Origin of the sequence: Acinetobacter indicus (assembly GCF_009914475.1) — a bacterium.
Classification (GTDB): domain Bacteria; phylum Pseudomonadota; class Gammaproteobacteria; order Pseudomonadales; family Moraxellaceae; genus Acinetobacter; species Acinetobacter indicus.
The window spans coordinates 2,254,756-2,273,627 of sequence record NZ_CP045198.1 but is presented as its reverse complement, the minus strand read 5'-3'; the positions used below and the strand labels follow the sequence as shown (position 1 = coordinate 2,273,627).

Here is an 18,872-nt window from a genome sequence, read left to right as displayed (position 1 = left end):
TGATAGCGCATGAAAAATGTTCAAGTGCAGGCTTAAGGTATTTCTACGTCAAATTATGTCGGTTGATTGCAAATAAAGGCCAAGATCTGAAAACGTATAAGGATAAAAAATTGTCAGGAGAAAAAGTACGGGGATCAAAGCACGCAAGAATGAAAGAGAGCTGTCGGCCCTTGTGCAAGTCTGCTGATCTTGCACCAGGGCGAGTGATCAAAGATTAGTTACTACTGTCCAGACCCGGCCAGTTGCGCTGTGCATAGGCGCTGTCCCAGAACAGCCATTCCAGTTCAGCGGCACGGGTATAGGCCTGACGCATTTTCGCCAGTGTGTCTTCATCACAGCGCTCGGCCACGCGGTCAACCGTGGCAATCACATTGCGCACTGCGGTATGGAATTCTTCGCCGGCATAGGTATCGACCCAGGCCTGATACGGATTGTTGGCGACCGAGTTACCGACAATATCTTTACCGACTTCGGCATAAATCCAGAAACATGGCAATAATGAGGCCAGCACCACCGGATAACTCTCCGACCAGGCAGTGGCAACCAGATAACTGGTGTAATGATGGCAGGCCAGGGTCAGTGGCGTATTTTCAAACTGTTCTTTGCTAATGCCAAAATCCTGCATAAAGCCGTTATGGAGTGAACGTTCTACCACAATCGCTACCTTGGCGGCTTCGGCAAACTGGATCACATCATCGGCATCAAAGGCTTTGGCAGCACACACCGCCAGCGCGCGGCCATAGGCCAGTAAATAATGCGCATCCTGAATCACATAGTGGCTAAAGGCCTCACGACTTAGGCTGCCTTGCGCCAGCTCCTGGTTAAAGGGCAGGGCCAGGGTGTTTTGATACAGTTCTAAATTCTGTTGCCACAATTGTTCAGAAAAACGCATGTCCGGTTCCTGTAAAGCATCAAGATCAATGCCCAAAGACTAGCATACTTGCGCCGCAAAGATGAGCCGCTTTGATTTGTATCAGAATAAACAAAAAAGCATACGAAGTGTTTTGGCATCGTCATGAAAAAGCGTCATAATAGCGGCCATATCTCTATCGCCGAGGTCCTGCATGTCTTCAGCAGGATGCACGCGGCGCATTCGGTGTAATTCAAGTTTAATATTTACCGAATTTCTTTATCTAATAATGTCATAGGTCGATTTGTCATGATGAAACATTTTGGTTTCTCTATTGCATTTACGATCGTGTGTCTCGGTTTGTCTGCTTATTGGGGCTATACCCACGGCCCGGAAGCAGGCCTGAAAACCATGTTCACAGCACTGACCATTACGGCCATTCTCGCCATTATGGAAGTGTCGTTATCGTTTGATAACGCGGTTGTTAACGCATCAGTCCTGCGCGGTTGGGACCATTTCTGGAAAATGCTGTTCCTGACGGTCGGGATTCTGATTGCCGTATTCGGTATGCGTTTAATTTTCCCGGTGGTGATTGTTGCCGTCACAGCCGATATGGGCATGATGGAAGTGGTGCAGCTGGCACTGAATAATCCGAAAGAATATTCGGCCAAATTAATGGCACATCATCCTGAAATTGCAGCATTTGGTGGTGCCTTCCTGTTAATGGTGTTCCTGAACTTCTTCCTCGATGATGAAAAAGACACCCATTGGTTCCGCTGGATTGAGCGCCGTTTATCCAATCTGGCCAGCGTACCGGCCATGTCGGTCTTTATTGCGCTGGTGGCCTTGCTGATCATGGCGGCCAATGTGGTCGAAGATAAACGTCTGGTGGTGACCATGGCCGGCATCTGGGGCATCGTGATCTATATTGGCGTACAGGTATTGAGTCATTTACTGGGTGGCGAACCTGAAGTCGATGAAAATGGCAATGCGATCCGTCATGATGAAAATGGCGTGCCGACCGGTGTGGTGAAAGCCGGTATTGGTGGCTTCTTGTATCTGGAAGTGCTGGATGCCTCGTTCAGTTTTGACGGTGTGATTGGTGCCTTTGCGATTACTTCGGATGTGGTAATTATCATGCTGGGTCTGGCGATTGGTGCGATTTTCGTGCGTTCGATGACCATTTATCTGGTAGAAAAAGGCACCCTGGATGCCTATATTTACCTGGAACATGGTGCGCATTATGCGATTGGTGCACTGGCCTTTATCATGATTGCCAGCGGAACCGGTTTACATGTCCCGGAAGTGGTCACCGGTCTGATTGGTGTGGCCTTTATTGTCTGGGCGGTATTTGCCTCAATTCAATATAAAAAACGTCAGGCACTGCACTAAGTTGCAGTCTGATCTAAAGAAGGTGCAAGCAATTGCACCTTTTTTTATGACTGGCAGTTCAGATGCAGAATATTGTGCTGAATATCGCAGCATCTGCAGCATGAATGATGTAGGATATTCGCATACAAAATTGTTGCACTTAGCCTATTGATATGATGAATGCCTTAGAACGCCGTTCAACTTTTGCCTTAAGCAGTATTTTTGCCTTACGCATGTTGGGTCTGTTCATGATTATTCCGGTTTTCTCGGTGGCAGGGCAATCCTATCAATATGCAACCCCGACCTTAATTGGTCTGGCGGTTGGGGTGTATGGTCTGACCCAGGCCATTTTACAGATTCCATTTAGCCTGATTGCTGATCGCTATAGCCGTAAACCGCTGGTGGTGCTTGGACTGTTACTGTTTGCTTTAGGCGGTGCCATTGCTGCAATGTCAGAGACCATTTATGGGGTCATCATTGGCCGGGCCATTGCCGGTGGCGGCGCAGTCTCTGCCGTGGTGATGGCTTTACTGGCCGATGTCACCCGTGAAGAACAGCGCACCAAAGCCATGGCCATGATGGGCATGAGTATTGGTTTATCCTTCGTGATTGCCTTTAGTGCCGGGCCGTGGCTGACCGGACTGGTTGGTATTTCCGGGCTGTTCTGGGTGACCACCATTATGGGACTGGCGGCCATTGCCATGTTGCTGCTGGTGCCTAAAGTCACGCGCCATCATCGTAATTTCCAGCAGGGCTATCTGCCGCAGCTCAAACAGGTGCTAAAAATGGGCGATTTAAACCGCCTGCATCTGTCAGTGTTTACCCTGCATTTACTGCTAACGGCGATGTTTATTTATGCACCACCGCAGCTGATTGAATATGCCGGTTTGCCATTGTCCAGTCACGGCTGGGTGTATTTGCCGCTGCTGGTGCTGAGTCTATTTTTTGCCTTCCCAAGTATTATTCTGGCGGAAAAATATCGCAAAATGCGCGGTATTTTCCTGACCGCGATTGGCGGGATTATTCTTGGCCTGATCGTGATGATTTTTGGTTTTGAATCTAAATATATCCTGCTGATTGGACTGGGCCTATTTTTTATTGCCTTTAACGTGATGGAAGCGCTGTTACCGTCCTGGTTATCGAAGGCGGCACCGATTCAATCCAAAGCCACTGCAATGGGCGTCAATGCCAGCAGCCAGTTCCTCGGTGCCTTCTTTGGCGGCATGATTGGCGGGCAACTGTTACTGCTGAATAACACGGCGATGGGTTGGAGTATTCTGACCGCAGTTGCTATAATTTGGCTGCTGATGAGTTTTGGTCTGGCCCAGCCGCGTTATCTGTCGTCGATGGTATTTCGCCTGCCTGAGGCCAAACAAACGGATGAGTGGACTTCTCAACTTTTGGCCATTCATGGTATTGAAGAAGTCGTGGTGATGTCTGAACAGCAAGTTGCCTATATAAAAGTCGATAAACAGCAAATTGATGATACTGCGCGACAACAATTAACGCACTTGTTGGGTAAAGAGGTAGCCATTTAAGCATAACTCTTATAAAGTAAATAATAGAAACAAATAGGAAGAATACAGCTGATGCGTGGTGTAAATAAGGTCATTTTAGTTGGTACTTTAGGTCGAGATCCAGAAACAAAAACTTTCCCGAATGGTGGCTCGCTTACTCAATTTTCCATTGCCACCAGTGATGCGTGGACCGATAAAACCACCGGTGAGCGTAAAGAGCAAACCGAATGGCACCGTATTGTGCTGCATAACCGTTTAGGTGAAATCGCGCAGCAATACTTACGCAAAGGTTCAAAAGTCTATATTGAAGGTTCGCTGCGTACCCGTCAGTGGACCGATCAGAATGGTCAGGAACGCTACACCACAGAAATTCGTGGCGAGCAAATGCAGATGCTGGACTCTGGTCGTCAGCAAGGTGAGCAGGGCGATAATGGTTTTAGCCAGCCACGTTTTAACAATAACCAGGGCGGTGGTTATAGCAATAACAACCAGGGTGGCTATGCGCCGCAAGCTCAAGGCGGTTTTAACAACAATAATGCTGGTGGTGGCTATGGCAACCAGGGCGGTTATCAGCAACCGAAACCAGCTCCTGCTGCAACGCCTGCACCGGCAGATTTGGATGATGACTTACCGTTCTAGTACACCCTAGAGACCATGTTTTGTAAAGTTTATAAAATTATTCTTTATTAGCAGTTAGTTACAAAAGAAATTTACAGACACTAGAAATAGTTCTGTAAATTTTTTTATTTAATATATTATGATATTTAATACTTAGATATTTTGTTAAATTTAATTATGATGTCTGTTAAAAGATTTGTAATGAGTAGTGGAGAGAGATTTGCTGTTCTTTTGAATAGTGATGGCGTTCCTATGACTTATCCAAATTTATATACGATCATTCATTTAAGAAATCGTGGTCAATCAATCAATACTATTACAGCTATTCTAGAAGATATTAAGTTGCTGTTTCAGTTATTGGATAAGTTAGGAATTGATTTGGAACAAAGGATTAAAAATAAAGATTTTTTAAAATTAAATGAAATCGAAGCTTTAGTAAATTTAACCAGTTTCAATCGTAGCCGATTAAGCGGGACAGCTTCAAAAAAAAAGATCATAAGTTTTCCAAAAAGTAATAACAAAGAGCGAGCTAGAGCAAAATTGGTTATTACTCAGGACTATGTATCCAAACAATTGATATATCGGCGGTTAACTAATTTTGCTGAATATATTGGGTGGCTAGAGATATATTTTCATTCATCAGTAATAACAAGCACAAAAAATTTATTAACATCTCGTAGGCCTTGTAAGCCCATGGATAGTCAGTCTGAATATGTGTCCTTTGATGATGAGCAGGTAGATAAAATTTTAAAGGCGGTTAATCCTGATAATCAGAATCGTATTTGGATTTCAGATTACATAGTTTATAGAAATGAGCTGATTATCTATTTGTTTTTATACTTAGGATGTCGTAAAGGAGAATTATTAAATTTAAAAATTACAGATATAACCCCTCCTCAAGCGGGTACACCTTATCTGACTATTAGACGTAATCCTCATGATGATAGTGATCCTCGGTTATATCAACCTTTGGTAAAGACTAGAAGTCGATCAATTGCACTCAACCAGAATCTAAAGAAAAAATTGGATATCTATATTCTAAATCATAGATCGACAGTGCCTAATGCAGAGTTAACAGACTTTTTGATCTTATCAAATAAGGGGCAGCCGCTTTCAATTAATGCACTAGACAAAATTTTTTCAGAAATTTCTGAAGTCGTTTTATTCAATGTGCATGCACATGCATTTAGGCATACATGGAATGATAAATATACAGATAAAGTTCAGACTTTAATTAAATCTGGAAAAATAACAGAAGATCAGGCTGAGAGAGATCGAGCATATCTGATGGGTTGGATACCAAATTCACAAAGTGCGAGAAGATATTCAAGACGTGCAGAAAATAAGCGAGCTATGGAAGTAGGTTTAAGTATTCAAGAAAATTTTGAGGATAAAAAATGAGTAAACTACCTCAAGTCGATAGTTTAGATAAGTCGAAAAATACTTTTACTACATTCAAAGGCTATCAGGTTGATATTTATGATCATACATGGGTGTTGGATATTAACAACAAAGCTGATATGTCAAATCTTTCGAAATTTTCGGAGGAAGTTAGATCTGACGTATTAAATACTTTTATCAATTTTGCTAAATATAGCTCAAGCACACATGCAGCAGAAATGATCCGTTATGCGCTTAAATATCCTGATTTGACAGGTGAGTCAGAATTTACTTTAAAAGGAATTTTAGAATATAAAAAATATTTTAATGATAAAAAGTATGAATATAAATTAGCAAAGTTCAGAGTCTTTTTAAAAAAACTATACAATTTAGGATACTCTTCAGTAGATGACGAAATCTATGATTTAATGGATTCATGGAAATTAACTGGAAATGAAAAAGGTACAGCTGTTCTTTCTCTTGATCCAGATGAAGGTCCATTTAGAGGTGGTCCCACTTGTTTGAACAACTAAAAGCGTATTTATAAGTGATATTCCGCTCTAGTTAAGCCACCTTGTTTTGTTGGGGTAGCTGATCATAGTAAAACTCATTTGGTGTCATTTTGTCTAGACTCGAATGAGGTCGTTTCAAATTATAAAACTCAAAATATGCACTTAATTGCTTTTTCGCATCTGTGACACTGCTATAAGCTTTGAGATACACCTCTTCATATTTAACGCTCCGCCATAATCGTTCAACCATCACATTATCTACCCATCGACCTTTACCATCCATACTGATTTGAATGCCATTTGATTTCAATACATCAATAAATGCATCACTGGTAAACTGGCTGCCTTGGTCTGTATTAAATATTTCAGGTCGACCATATTTTTCAATCGCTTCATTTAAAGCCGAAATACAAAAATCCACCTCCATACTAATCGATACCCTATGCGCAAGTACCTTGCGGCTATGCCAATCAATCACAGCACATAAATAAACAAAGCCTTTTGCCATAGGGATATACGTTATATCCGTAGACCACACTTGATTACTGCGCTGAATAGCCAACCCTTTGAGCAGATATGGATATTTACGGTGAGCTTGATTAGCCTGGCTTAAATTTGGTTTGCAATATAACGCCTGAATACCCATTTTCTTCATTAAAGTACGTGTATGACGTCGTCCTATATGATGTCCTTGACGATTCAACAAATCACGCATCATACGACTGCCTGCAAAAGGATATTGCATATGTAATTCATCAATACATCGCATCAGCTTCAGATCTGATGCACTCACAGGTTTTGGGCGATAGTAATAACAACCACGGGAGACTTTCAGCAGCTTAGCTTGCTTAGATACTGAAATCTGAAGTGAGTCGTCGATTAACTTTTGTGGTTGAAGCGGCCCAGTTTCTTCAACACACCTTCTAAAAAATCAATTTCTAATGCCTGCTCACCGATTTTTGCATGTAGTTTTTTTAGATCGATGGGTGGTTCTGTTGGAGCTTTTGATTGATCGAAAGCTTGCGAGGAAGCTGAGATCAATTGATTTTTCCAGTCAATAATTTGGTTTTGATGAACATCAAACTCAGCACTCAATTCAGCAAGTGTTTTTTCTGCTTTAATCGCAGCAAGTGCTACCTTAGCTTTAAAATCATTTGAATGATTTCTTCTTGGTCTACGTGCCATAAAATACTCCATATATTGATGTTTATAACATCATTTGAGGAGCAGAATATCACTTATAGGAGTTGTTCAAATTTACGGATCCATCTCTATTTAGTCCATTTGAATTCCAAGCAATTATTACTAGAACCAACGAATATTTAGCAGAAAATAGGATTTCTTATTATGAGGCTGCTTTAATTCGTGTTTTTTGTGCGACAGGTAGACGACCAATACAAATTGCTGGGTTAAAAGTAAAAGACTTATACGAGACCGATAAGTATAAGTTTAAGGATGAAAAAAAAGTTCATGTACTCAATATTCCAAAAGCTAAAATAAGAGGTGCTAGTGGATTTCGTTATGCTTTTCGTGAAGTAGGAATTCGTGAAAGTATCGTACAAATATTGTTTGAGCATACTCGAATTTTAAAGCAGAAATTAAGCAAAGAAATAAAACGAGAGCTATCTGAACAAGAGTTTGCAGAGCTACCGCTATTTTATGATTTTGAGAAATTGGTTAATTTGGATTGGGAAAATCGGCATGAAATTTCAGAAATTTTGCCAAAAGAAATTATTCATTTGCCTACGGTTGAATTAACTCAAAAGTTAAAAGATGCGGTAAGAAAGCTTGGTGTTCGGTCAAGGGAAACAGGTAAGCCAATATTTGTTACTTCTTATAGGTTTCGTTATACACTTGGTACAAATGCTGCTAGACAAAAAGCAGGCGTGATTGTCATCGCAAATTTATTAGATCATCATGATACCCAAAATGCACATTGCTATGTACAAAGTGTGCCAGAAATTGCACAGCAAATATCATCCATCATGGATGAGAGTTTACGCAAATATGCAGATGCTTTTCAGGGGAAAGTTGTAAAGGATGAGATTGAGGCTCAATCACAAATTGAAGATGCTAATCGAATTTCTTGTGTAGAGCAGGATTGTGATGTTGGCTCATGTGGTACACATCAATACTGTAACGATTATGCACCAATCGCATGTTATCTGTGTAGTAAATTTATGCCTTGGGCAAATGCACCCCATCATCTTATTTTAAAACAATTAATGAAAGAACGAGATGACCTAATAACAATGGGGTGTAGTCTTGAAGTTGCTGCCGTGAATGACCGAACAATTATTGCCATTCAGCAAGTCATTGATGCTTGTAAGGAGTTTAATCATGGATAATTTGATTTATTTTCCATCTGACAGAATCCAAACTCCTGACTCTGAAATTAAGCGGTTTATTGATTTTGTTAAGCAGTTATCAGAATTAAATGAAGATATTAGATTTGAAGACCATTATTGGAAAGGCGAAGTAAACTTTGTCAAAATGGGTATTTCATCCAAAGATAGATTACCCGAAAATCTTTTACATCATTCAATTCTAGAATTTGCAAAGGCGTATGTTAAGTATCAAAGAATTAATAGCAAGTTAAAAACTCAAGACACAATTCTTTCAATTCGGGCAATAGAGCAAATATTCTTAGACCGAAATAGTGAAGTTGATTTAACTAAATTGGTTATTGCTGATTTTGACTTGGCTGCTGAAAATGCTAAGAAAAATTACAAAGCAAGCTCTGCTTATCATGTAGGAAGACAATTAAAAATTCTTTTGGATTTTCTACGCCAAATAAAGGTATTAGCTTTGCCAGAGTGGAAAAATCCACTTAAAAAACCTGCTGATAAATCGATTGTGCTAGATGAGGAGTCAGAGGAACATAGAGAGTCTAAACTTCCTGATGAGGATGCGATTTTTGCATTAGCTGATATTTTCTCGCGGAAAGATTCAGAACTGTCAGATAGAGATATTTTTGTCACCAGTGCTGTGGGTTTGCTTCTAGCTGCGCCAGAACGAGCATCAGAGCTATTTTTCTTAAAGCAGAATTGTATCCACCAGGAAGAAGCCCAAACGCTTTCTAAGAGCAGTTTAGGGCTTACAGTAGATGGTTCTAATAGTGAAACTGTATTTGGTATTAGATGGTATGCGCAGAAAAATTTTGGGTACGATATTAAATATATTCCAGGTGTCATGATCCCAACTGTTCAATTAGCAATTAAACGATTAAAAAAAATTTCTGAAAAAGCAAGACTATTTGCATCTCTGTTAGAAAATAGTGATAAGTTTCCTCGACATGAATTATGTCCAGAAGTCTCTGATGAGCAACTGTTAACAAAAAAACAAGTATTGCAAGCGCTAGGTTTTGATGAGTCAAATTATTCGGATACAACAACAGCTAGAACTTCAGGCAATCAATTCTTGGCAGTAAGAGGTTTAGAAAGAAAGAATAATATATATAGTTTGAATGATTTGAATGAATTGATAAGAAGTCGCTTACCTGAAGGCTTCCCATATGTACCGTTTCAAGTGGGTGCTGGCATAGAAATAAAATGGTCTGAAGCGCTTTTCTGTTGCTTTGCAAATCAATTTCATACCCAAAAGCCAACAGTAACTACTGAGCTATGGATGCCACATATTGATACTTTAAATGAAGACTTATCTCCCACCAAAAAGAAGAAAAAAGGAAGTGATGAGTTAGCAAATGTTCAATCTATTTTCCAACGATGGGGATATGGTGACTACAGTGTGTCTACCCATCAATTTAGGCATCTTCTCAATACAATAGCAAATACCAATGGAATGGATAGCATGTTACTCGCTAAATGGTCAGGGCGAGCTGATTTGAAGCAAAATCGAACATATGACCATACTTCGGTTGAGGATCGTAATGATGGCTTAGTTGAAATGCAGAAAAACGAGGTTGGTACAGTAGATACTGATAGTACATATACATTCCAGATCGCTACACCTCGAACTCTACAAGAGTTAAATACCAAAACAACATTGTCCATGCACACTACCGAGTTTGGACTTTGTACACATTCTTATATTGATGAACCCTGCCTAAAATATAGAAACTGTCTTAATTGTACAGAGCATGTCTGTATTAAGGGGGATGAAGAAAAGAAAAAACGACTTCAAGATCGACTTAGAAAAGAAAAAATCTTATGGGCAAAGGATAAGGAGGCTGTTAGTAAAAATGTTACTGGTGCAGCGGTTTGGTTGGATACTAGAGAGCTTACTATTAAACGTTGTGAACAGTTGATAGCCCTACTTGATGATCCAAACATTCTTGATGGAACGCCTTTAAGTTTGCCGCCTTCGGAACATGTGACACATCTTGATTTAGCGTATCAAAAAGCAGGTCGTAAACGTATCCCCATTATTGAGAATACTCAACGTAAAAAGCTTGAAGAGCAGTCAGGTTTACATGATTCTTTATCATTGGATTTATGGAGCTAATATGGCACAGCATCTAACAGATCAGAATGTACAAGATATTGTTGAAATTCTTGATTATTGGTCGCCAAATGAAAAGTTAACGTGGGAGAAGTTATGCAAAGCAATTGAAGTACAACTAGAGATTGTGCCTGCACCAACTCGCCAAACCCTACAAAAATTTGCAAAAATTAAGAACGCTTATGATCTAGGAAAAAAATCTCCAGCAGCATTAGAAATTTTAAAAGCAAAACAGCAAAAACTCCCTGCTAGTCTGAAAATCGCTCAAACTAAAATTGAGGCTTTGGAGGCCAAGAATGCTAGATTGGAAAAAGAAAACGCTATGTTGTTGGAACAGTTTGTGGTGTGGCAATACAATGCCCATAAGTATGGGCTCAGCATTGCTAAATTGAATGAGCCAATGAGCAAAAAAAGTTCGGATTGATTAACAATCGAAGAGCTAAATGAGTCCTTAGTTCAGAAGCAATAGTAAAGTTAAAGAACCAAAATAAACTGGATCTTTAACTTTCAATAGGATAGATAATGCTTTTTAGAGCAAGTTGGTATGCTTTCAACTCAATTATTTCGGACTTACAATTATTTCTAACATATAAAATTTTCTTTTTCATGCTTGGGAAATTAATTTCCAATTGTTTGTAAGCCTCTATTTGTTTTTCAAGGAAAGAAATTTTAAAACTTATTCTAGTTTCTTCTAGTCTCATTTTCGATAAATCTTCACTTTCATTGTTTATGCCTCTAAATATATTAATTTTCTTTGTCTCACTAAATAAAGAAAAGCGAGAGTTTTCATGGTTAACTTTTTTTTCTAAAAAACCTAATTCAACAAGTTTTCGAAGTATTCGATACATTCTTTGACGGTTAAAGCGATTACGTTCCTTTGTTGAAAGTGAGAGTGCAATCCAAAAGTCATTAGTAGTCCAATTATTAATGGAATATTGCTGAATAAGAGGTGGAAATTTTTCGAATAGCGGTAAATTGATAGTTTGCATTGGAAAAACTAAAAAACATAAAAAGAGGATTATAAGCCGTGGATACATAGTCCTCAAATTAGGATAGTTCTATTTTTTGAGCAGTTGATTCAAAACATGTCAGAACTAACAGTCTCTTTTGGTTTACGTGTTCGGGAACAAAGGAAGCTAAAGAAAATATCACAGGAAAAACTAGCTTTTCTTAGCAATATTGATCGCAGTTATATGGGACGTATTGAGCGTGGGGAAGTAAATATAACTATTGAAAAAATATATGAATTAGCGAAATCATTAGATGTGTCAGTGAAAGATTTATTACCAGATGATGTATGATTTGTAGAGTTTATAAATATGAAAAGAGGGTTCCATGAAGTTCACTGGTAATCCCCCCTAAAAATAATAGGATCTAAAAGTAGAATTTTCTCTTAAGATACGAGCAGGAGATTCTGCATGAAAACATCTAAATTTACTGACAGTCAGATCATGTCCATCTTGAAACAGGCAGAATCTGGCACACCTGTAGCGACCCTTTGCCGTGAACACGGCATGAGTAATGCTACCTTTTATAAATGGCGTGCCAAATATGGTGGTATGGATACATCATTAATGGCTCGACTGAAAGAGCTAGAAGCCGAAAATACCAGACTTAAAAAGATGTATGCGGAAGAGCGATTAAAGGCCGAAATCATCCAGGAAGCGATGGCAATGAGCAGCACTGCTGCGCAAGGGTAAAGCCATCTTGCCGGCGTAAGATGGCACAACAGGCAGTTGCCCAGCATGCCATTAGTATTCGTTTGGCTTGTAAAGCATTTGGCATTAGTGAAACCTGCTACCGCTATCAAGCCAAACTCAGCGATGACAATGCACTCATTGCTGAACAGCTCATTGAACTCACTGAGGAAAATTCCGATTGGGGCTTTGGTTTGTGCTTCTCGTATTTACGGCATGTTGAGAGTTGCTGCTGGAATCACAAGCGGGTTTACCGCATTTACTGTGAGTTGGCACTGAATCTGCGTATTAAACCGAGAAGAAGACTAAAACGGCATGCGCCTGAACCATTGAAGGAACCAATCCGAGAAAATCAGGTTTGGTCATTAGATTTTATGCATGATCAGCTTTCCGATGGTCGCAAGTTTCGATTATTGAATGTGATTGATGATTACCGCCGCGAAGGCCTAGCCATTGAAGCAGGGTTCTCATTGCCCACAATCAGGGTTATTCGTACGTTGAATCAATTGCTGGAGTGGAGAGAAAAACCGTTAGTGATCCGATGCGATAATGGTCCCGAATTTATCAGTCACGAATTTGTGCGCTGGGCGACTGAGCACGGTATTCGTATTGAATATATTCAACCGGGTAAGCCACAGCAGAATGCGTATATTGAACGCTATAATCGGACCATACGTTATAGTTGGCTGAGCAAGCATTTATTTGATACTTTGGATGAAGTACAAGATTATGCAACAAACTGGTTGTGGCATTACAACCATGAAAGACCACACCAAGCAAACAAAGGAAGGCCACCTCTAATGGCTGCTTAACCTCTACTTTTAACTTCGGTTATTTATGGGAGGATTACCCTTTAATAAAGCTTTCTTGCAATATATAAGCAGCTGCTTTAGCGATATCACGCTCAGATGTTGGTTTTTTAGTTGGCATATCAAAAACTCTCATAAGTGATAATTTTAAGCATGTTTTTAACCACTGCATAAAAATAGACCAAAAATTAAGCTTTTTTAGTTTTACAGATTCGAAAATAAATAGTAATAATTCATGAATAGTAGCCGAAGCTACCATTCATGAATCCAAATCATACTATTTTAAAAAACTAATTCGATGCCTGCACCATATTTCCATCCCTTTTCAGACTCTGTTGCCTCTTGCATAGAAGTGGCTTTCTGTCCTTTTTCATATTGGTAAGCAACATCAATGAAAGGTTTAATTCGCTTAGTAATCTCATATCGGGTTTTGATACCAGTTTTTAGTTCTGATAAACCTGATTTTGCAGCATAGTTAGAATCATCGCTAAATATTACATCTGCTTCGATATAAGGTTGAGTAATAAGTTTCTGAGTTAAAAGCAAATCACGTTCTAATTCAAAACTTGCTCCCCAAAAATTATTCTCACCGCCATAAAGATATGCTTGTGTTTCAAAGAAATAAGGAGCTAGACCTAATATACCAATAACCCCATCCACTCGATCGCTGCTGCTGTTATTTTTATCTTCACTATATCTTACCCCAGCTTGTACATCCCAAAATGGGGCTACGTTACGGCTATAAAGTGCTGATACAGCATATTCTGGATCATTACTTTCTGACTTTTCCGAATTGGCTTCAATAAATAGACGATTTTCATCTGTCCCAATCAAAGTTTCAAACTTCGTTCCTAGTGTACCCTTACCATCTTCATCAACTATCCATGCATTTTCAAGTTTTGTTGCTTGATAAATTTGTCCGCCATGTTCTTTAAGATGATCATCATGAGATGGGGCTGATCTCTTTCTTGCGGTCAGAATAATATTATCTCCCCCATTTGCATTTTCCATTGAATAATATTCTGGATACAATTCTTGGGGGCTATATCTTAAGCCACCAGACTCCTGTAATAAGACTCTCATACCATTTGTAATATTACTTTCTTGTTCCGAAGTGCTGCTATTAGCAAAAGTTAAGTTTGATATACTTATTAATGCAATTGATAAGACTGTTTTTGAGAAGAAATTCTTAGTGATTTGCATGTGGATTTACTCCCTTCTCATTTATTGGGGGCTGAGCAACAATATTTTTTGAAACACTATCTTTGTCTACTTGGGCTACAATGAGTTTATTCATCATTCCTGCACTCATATGGTAAAGCAGGTGACAATGAATAGCCCACTCACCTAACTCATCAGCTGTGAGTAGAGTGGTTATCGTTTTCCCAGGTGGAACAATTACCGTATGTTTGTTTGGCATATTGCTTGGATCCTGACCATTCTCAAGCTGCATAAACATGCCATGTAAGTGCATTGGGTGAGCCATCATACTGTCATTGACAAATTTTAAGCGAATACGTTCACCATACTTCACCACTAGTGGGTCGGCTTCATTAAATTTTTTACCATTTATTGTCCAAATATAACGCTCCATGTTTCCACCAAGACGGATCTCTATTTCACGTTCAGCTGCACGAGTGTCTTTTTGAGGATCTAACGATTGCAAATCACTATATTGCAATGCTTTATTACCTTCAGGTGTTGAAGCATTTGCCCATCCAAATACGGTATTATCATTCTTGTCTGAAGCCGCCTTAACAGTAGCGCTATTCATCGGCATATCATGATTCATACCTTTCATAGAAGACATATCGTGATTCATGCCTTTCATAGAAGACATATCATGATTCATATCTTTCATTGAAGACATATCATGATCCATACCTTTCATAGAAGACATATCGTGATTCATGCCTTTCATAGAAGACATATCATGATCCATACCTTTCATAGATGACATGTCATGGCTCATCCCCATATCTTCCATAGTTAATAAAGCACGAGGGCGAGATTTAGGCATCTCAATTTGTTTGACTGCTGGGCTGCTTTCTTCATGTAATGTTCCCACTGAAAAACCGGTACGATCAATAGATTCAGCTTCAATTTGGTAATGTGCTTGTTTTGGTTCCACAATGACATCATAGGTTTCAGCAGTACCAATACGGAACTCATCTACAGGAACGGGCTTTACAGGTTGACCATCAGCACTGACTACAGTCATTTTTAGGTTTGGAATGCGTACATCAAAGAATGACATAGCGGAAGCATTAATAAAACGAAGGCGAACTTTTTCACCAGCTTTGAAGTTACCGGTCCAGTTTTGCTGAGGTGTTTTGCCATTCATTAAAAATGTATAACCAGTCACATCGGACATATCTGTTTTCAACATCCGCATCCGATTCCACATAGAGCGGTCTTGCCAAGTTGCCTTTAATCCATCACGTTTAACTTGTTTTAATACATCGAATACTGTTTCGCGACGGTTCTGATAGTAATCTGCTTCTTTTTTAAGATTTTTCATAATTTGATCACTTGTTGAATTATGAAAATCAGAAAGCAAAACAACGTAATCTTTATCGGTTTTTTCAGCAGCTGTTAGTGGAGTTTTATCTTTAGGATAAATAACAAAAGCACCATATAAACCGTCTTGTTCTTGTCCTTTACTATGTGAATGATACCAATAAGTACCATTTTGGCGGACTTTAAACTTATATTCATAAGTTGTATTAGGGGCAATGCCATTAAATTTGTTAAATCCAGGTACACCATCCATAATTCCAGGTAATAATAAGCCATGCCAATGGATTGAAGAGTCCTGATTTTTTAACTTATTGTGAACACGGATAACGGCTTCATCACCTTCTTCAAATTCAAGAAGTGGTGCAACGAATTTACCATTTACAGTAATTCTCTCAACTGGTTTTCCTGTGATATTTACAGTTTGTTCAGCGATTGTTAAATCATATTCTTTAACTGCCGCCATTACCCAAGTTGATGAAAATAAACCAACTCCAATTAAGAGTATATGACTTAACTTTTTTGACATTCTATCTCACCTTTAGAAAGGTCAAGATTGAAGTAATAAAGCAAATATTTAGTATAAACTTTAATACTTCTTTCTCGCTATTTATAAAATTATTTATTGCTACCAGGCATATTCATCTTTGAATGATCCATTTTAGAATGGTCCATATTCATCATAGCATGATCCATTTTTGACATGTCAGATGAGTTAGGAGACTGATGTTGACTATGATCTTGCTGAGTCTTGTCATCTTTTTCCATTTTACAAGGTTTTGTACAAGGTTCCTGTGCTTTTACCGTTTTAGTGGCACTTGAGGTTGATACATCTTTTGCCCAAGATTGAGTACCAGCAATTAAAGTTCCAGCACACATTAAAATTGTTAGACTACGACGCACTACAGTTTTCATAAGTTTCTCTAAAAGTTAATTTCTTGCTACTACAATAAAGTGAAGCACTGAACATCTAAGTGACTTGAAAATGACATTTTTGTAATCTATCTCGATCAGATGTTTTATAACGTTATTATAGTTTTAATGAATGACTTAGGATTCGGAAATGAGAATACTATTAGTTGAAGATGAACAAAAAACTGGTGATTATCTCAAGCAAGGTTTATCCGAAGCTGGCTATATTACGGACTGGGTTACAGATGGGTTAACGGGTAAACATCAAGCTCTTTCTGAAGAGTATGACTTAATTATTTTAGACGTGATGTTACCTGGACTAAATGGTTGGAATATTATCAATGATATTCGTAGCAGCGGTAAAACAATGCCCATTCTTTTTCTTACCGCCCGAGATCAAATCGAAGATCGAGTAAAAGGATTAGAGCTAGGCGCTGATGATTATTTAGTTAAGCCTTTTGCTTTTGCAGAGCTTCTAGCTCGAATAAAAACGCTCCTTAGACGAGGGCAACAAAGAGAAGATAATAATATTATTAAGATTGCTGATTTAGAACTTGATTTGAGAAAACGTCGGGTAACACGAGCAGGTCAACGCATTGATCTGACGGCTAAAGAATTTGCGCTTATGGAGCTTTTTATGCGTAGAAGAGGTGAAATTCTACCAAGAGCACTTATTGCATCTCAAATTTGGGATATGAACTTTGATAGTGATACAAATGTAGTTGAAGTCGCTATTAAACGATTAAGAAATAAAGTAGATAGTAATTTTACCCCTAAGTTAATTCAGAATATTCGAGGAATGGGGTATGTATTAGAGGTAGAAGATGAATAATAAATTATTCAAATCTATCAGTTTTCGTATTGGTATTATTTTCTCATTATCGACTATATGCATTCTCATTATGATGGGGTTTTTCATCCATAAATTAGTGATGCATCATTTTGAAACGCAAGATCGTACCCAATTAGAAGGTAAAATCCAGCTTATTCAGAATCTTCTCCAACAGCATCCTAAAAATTCTCCAGAACTTGATCTATATTTGAAAGATGCTTTAGTTGGACACCATGATCTTATGGTCCAAATAGAACGACCGGCAGGTCAGATTTTATTTAGTTCTACACCTTCAATCATTAATACTCAACAGTTAATCAAGTCAGCAAATAACCCTTGGATTAAATGGAAAATTAAGAATAAGACCTATCATGGCATGATCTACAACACGGATATAAACAAAAATACTGAAATACAATCTGTACGCATTATTGTGGGGATCGATACATCTGAACATCTACATTTTTTAAATGATTTTAAGCGTCAACTTTTTTACATTGGTTTAGCCGGTACGATTTGTTTAATGTTTTTAGGCTGGTTTGCAACCTGGAGAGGTTTAAGACCCGTGCAAAAAATGGCTAAGGTCGCACAAGGAATTTCTGCTCAACATCTTTCAGAACGTTTAGAAGTTGAGCATACACCAACAGAACTAAAATCATTAGCAATTGCCTTCAATGCTATGCTGGACAGACTAGAGTCAGCTTTAGAAAAACTTTCCGATTTTTCATCTGATTTAGCACATGAAATTAGAACACCGATTAATAATTTAATGACCCAAACTCAAGTATGTCTCGCCCGTAACCGAGATATTGGTACTTATCAAGAAATACTATTTTCTAATTTAGAAGAATTTGAACGTTTGGCTCGAATGGTGTCCGATATGCTTTTCTTGGCAAAAGCAGAACATGACTTAAATTTACAGAACTTACAGAATATTGACCTCATTAAAGAAGTTACCGCTTTATTTGATTTCTATGACGCTCTAGCTGCCGAAAAAAATATGACACTTCAACAAACAGGATCTGGCAATGTAAAAGGTGATCCTGCTATGTTACGTCGCGCACTCAGCAACCTATTGTCTAATGCAGTTAAATATGGAAACAAGAATTCTACAATACAGATAAAACTTCAACAGAATTTAGATAACACAATATTTTCAATTGAAAATGAAGGCCCTGAACTCTCTCCTGAACAACTATCCAGGTTATTTGATCGTTTTTATCGAACAGATGCGTCTAGACAAAGAACAGAAGAAGGAACCGGCTTAGGGCTTGCCATAACAAAATCTATTCTTGATATGCTTGGGGCGACCATCCAGGCTGAATCCCTCAATGGTCGAATCATTTTTACCATTGTTTTTCAAAGTGAATCCATGCAAGGGGAATCATTTTAACTC

Annotated in this window: 16 protein-coding genes and 3 pseudogenes; 12 read left to right on the top strand and 7 right to left on the bottom strand. The window is 38.6% G+C overall.

The window, feature by feature from the left end:
* Window positions 1-214: 214 nt before the first annotated feature.
* A complete protein-coding gene (gene tenA, locus GA693_RS11285) occupies window positions 215-892 on the bottom strand; it encodes a thiaminase II (RefSeq protein ID WP_075167304.1) in 678 nt (225 codons plus the stop codon).
* Between the two features lie 267 nt (window positions 893-1,159).
* On the opposite strand from tenA, the gene GA693_RS11280 reads away from it, so the two are divergent.
* The 5 genes and pseudogenes from GA693_RS11280 to GA693_RS11260 form a co-directional block, all read left to right on the top strand.
* Window positions 1,160-2,242: a DUF475 domain-containing protein gene (locus GA693_RS11280; protein WP_005180731.1), complete on the top strand. Its 1,083-nt coding sequence runs from the start codon at window positions 1,160-1,162 to the stop codon at window positions 2,240-2,242.
* 152 nt (window positions 2,243-2,394) lie between these two features.
* Window positions 2,395-3,759 (top strand): MFS transporter, encoded by a 1,365-nt coding sequence (locus GA693_RS11275; RefSeq protein WP_075167305.1) that lies wholly within the window; start codon window positions 2,395-2,397, stop codon window positions 3,757-3,759.
* A 51-nt stretch (window positions 3,760-3,810) separates the two neighbouring features.
* The gene (ssb, locus tag GA693_RS11270) at window positions 3,811-4,377 is read left to right on the top strand and encodes a single-stranded DNA-binding protein (RefSeq protein WP_005180729.1); all 567 of its coding nucleotides are present in this window, start codon (window positions 3,811-3,813) and stop codon (window positions 4,375-4,377) included.
* Between the two features lie 156 nt (window positions 4,378-4,533).
* Window positions 4,534-5,757, top strand: a complete 1,224-nt coding sequence (locus GA693_RS11265; RefSeq protein ID WP_104988036.1) for a site-specific integrase — start codon at window positions 4,534-4,536, stop codon at window positions 5,755-5,757.
* Window positions 5,754-6,239 (top strand): annotated as a pseudogene (locus tag GA693_RS11260) (site-specific integrase); the annotation flags it as partial. The gene GA693_RS11265 and the pseudogene GA693_RS11260, both read left to right, overlap by 4 nt.
* 61 nt (window positions 6,240-6,300) lie before the next feature.
* Here GA693_RS11260 and GA693_RS11255 read toward each other — a convergent pair.
* Window positions 6,301-7,433 (bottom strand): IS3-like element ISAba14 family transposase gene (locus tag GA693_RS11255; protein ID WP_223155595.1). Its coding sequence is split into 2 segments (ribosomal slippage): window positions 6,301-7,181 and window positions 7,181-7,433, totalling 1,134 coding nucleotides; the frame shifts between segments, so codons are not numbered across the junction.
* 77 nt (window positions 7,434-7,510) lie between these two features.
* Between GA693_RS11255 and GA693_RS11250 the strand changes: the two are divergent.
* The 3 genes and pseudogenes from GA693_RS11250 to GA693_RS11240 all read left to right on the top strand — a co-directional run.
* Window positions 7,511-8,596, top strand: a pseudogene (locus GA693_RS11250) (site-specific integrase); the annotation flags it as partial.
* The gene (locus tag GA693_RS11245; protein WP_104988038.1) at window positions 8,589-10,712 is read left to right on the top strand and encodes an integrase; all 2,124 of its coding nucleotides are present in this window, start codon (window positions 8,589-8,591) and stop codon (window positions 10,710-10,712) included. The pseudogene GA693_RS11250 and the gene GA693_RS11245, both read left to right, overlap by 8 nt.
* A 1-nt stretch (window position 10,713) precedes the next feature.
* A complete protein-coding gene (locus GA693_RS11240) occupies window positions 10,714-11,133 on the top strand; it encodes a hypothetical protein (protein ID WP_104988039.1) in 420 nt (139 codons plus the stop codon).
* 76 nt (window positions 11,134-11,209) lie between these two features.
* On the opposite strand, the gene GA693_RS11235 is transcribed toward GA693_RS11240, so the two are convergent.
* Window positions 11,210-11,698, bottom strand: a complete 489-nt coding sequence (locus GA693_RS11235) for a hypothetical protein (protein WP_168382385.1) — start codon at window positions 11,696-11,698, stop codon at window positions 11,210-11,212.
* Window positions 11,699-11,794: 96 nt separating this feature from the next.
* Here GA693_RS11235 and GA693_RS11230 point away from each other — a divergent pair, with 96 nt between their 5' ends.
* Both GA693_RS11230 and GA693_RS11225 read left to right on the top strand, forming a co-directional pair.
* Window positions 11,795-12,010, top strand: coding sequence for a helix-turn-helix domain-containing protein (locus GA693_RS11230; protein ID WP_019385588.1), 216 nt, complete (start codon window positions 11,795-11,797; stop codon window positions 12,008-12,010).
* Between the two features lie 117 nt (window positions 12,011-12,127).
* Window positions 12,128-13,218 (top strand): annotated as a pseudogene (locus tag GA693_RS11225) (IS3 family transposase).
* Window positions 13,219-13,252: 34 nt separating this feature from the next.
* Here GA693_RS11225 and GA693_RS11220 read toward each other — a convergent pair.
* From GA693_RS11220 to GA693_RS11205, 4 genes are all read right to left on the bottom strand, one after another.
* The gene (locus tag GA693_RS11220; RefSeq protein ID WP_005180724.1) at window positions 13,253-13,474 is read right to left on the bottom strand and encodes a hypothetical protein; all 222 of its coding nucleotides are present in this window, start codon (window positions 13,472-13,474) and stop codon (window positions 13,253-13,255) included.
* Between the two features lie 23 nt (window positions 13,475-13,497).
* The gene (locus GA693_RS11215) at window positions 13,498-14,418 is read right to left on the bottom strand and encodes a copper resistance protein B (RefSeq protein ID WP_104988042.1); all 921 of its coding nucleotides are present in this window, start codon (window positions 14,416-14,418) and stop codon (window positions 13,498-13,500) included.
* Entirely contained in the window at window positions 14,405-16,261 is a 1,857-nt protein-coding gene (locus GA693_RS11210; RefSeq protein ID WP_160240875.1) for a copper resistance system multicopper oxidase, read from the bottom strand. Before GA693_RS11210 ends, GA693_RS11215 begins: the two co-directional genes overlap by 14 nt.
* An 89-nt stretch (window positions 16,262-16,350) precedes the next feature.
* Window positions 16,351-16,647, bottom strand: a complete 297-nt coding sequence (locus GA693_RS11205) for a hypothetical protein (protein ID WP_045796009.1) — start codon at window positions 16,645-16,647, stop codon at window positions 16,351-16,353.
* A 148-nt stretch (window positions 16,648-16,795) separates the two neighbouring features.
* Here GA693_RS11205 and GA693_RS11200 point away from each other — a divergent pair, with 148 nt between their 5' ends.
* Complete coding sequence (locus tag GA693_RS11200; protein WP_004679347.1) at window positions 16,796-17,476, top strand: heavy metal response regulator transcription factor; 681 nt, start codon at window positions 16,796-16,798, stop codon at window positions 17,474-17,476.
* Complete coding sequence (locus GA693_RS11195; RefSeq protein ID WP_045796008.1) at window positions 17,469-18,869, top strand: heavy metal sensor histidine kinase; 1,401 nt, start codon at window positions 17,469-17,471, stop codon at window positions 18,867-18,869. The genes GA693_RS11200 and GA693_RS11195 overlap by 8 nt, the downstream gene beginning before the upstream one ends.
* Window positions 18,870-18,872 lie beyond the last annotated feature (3 nt).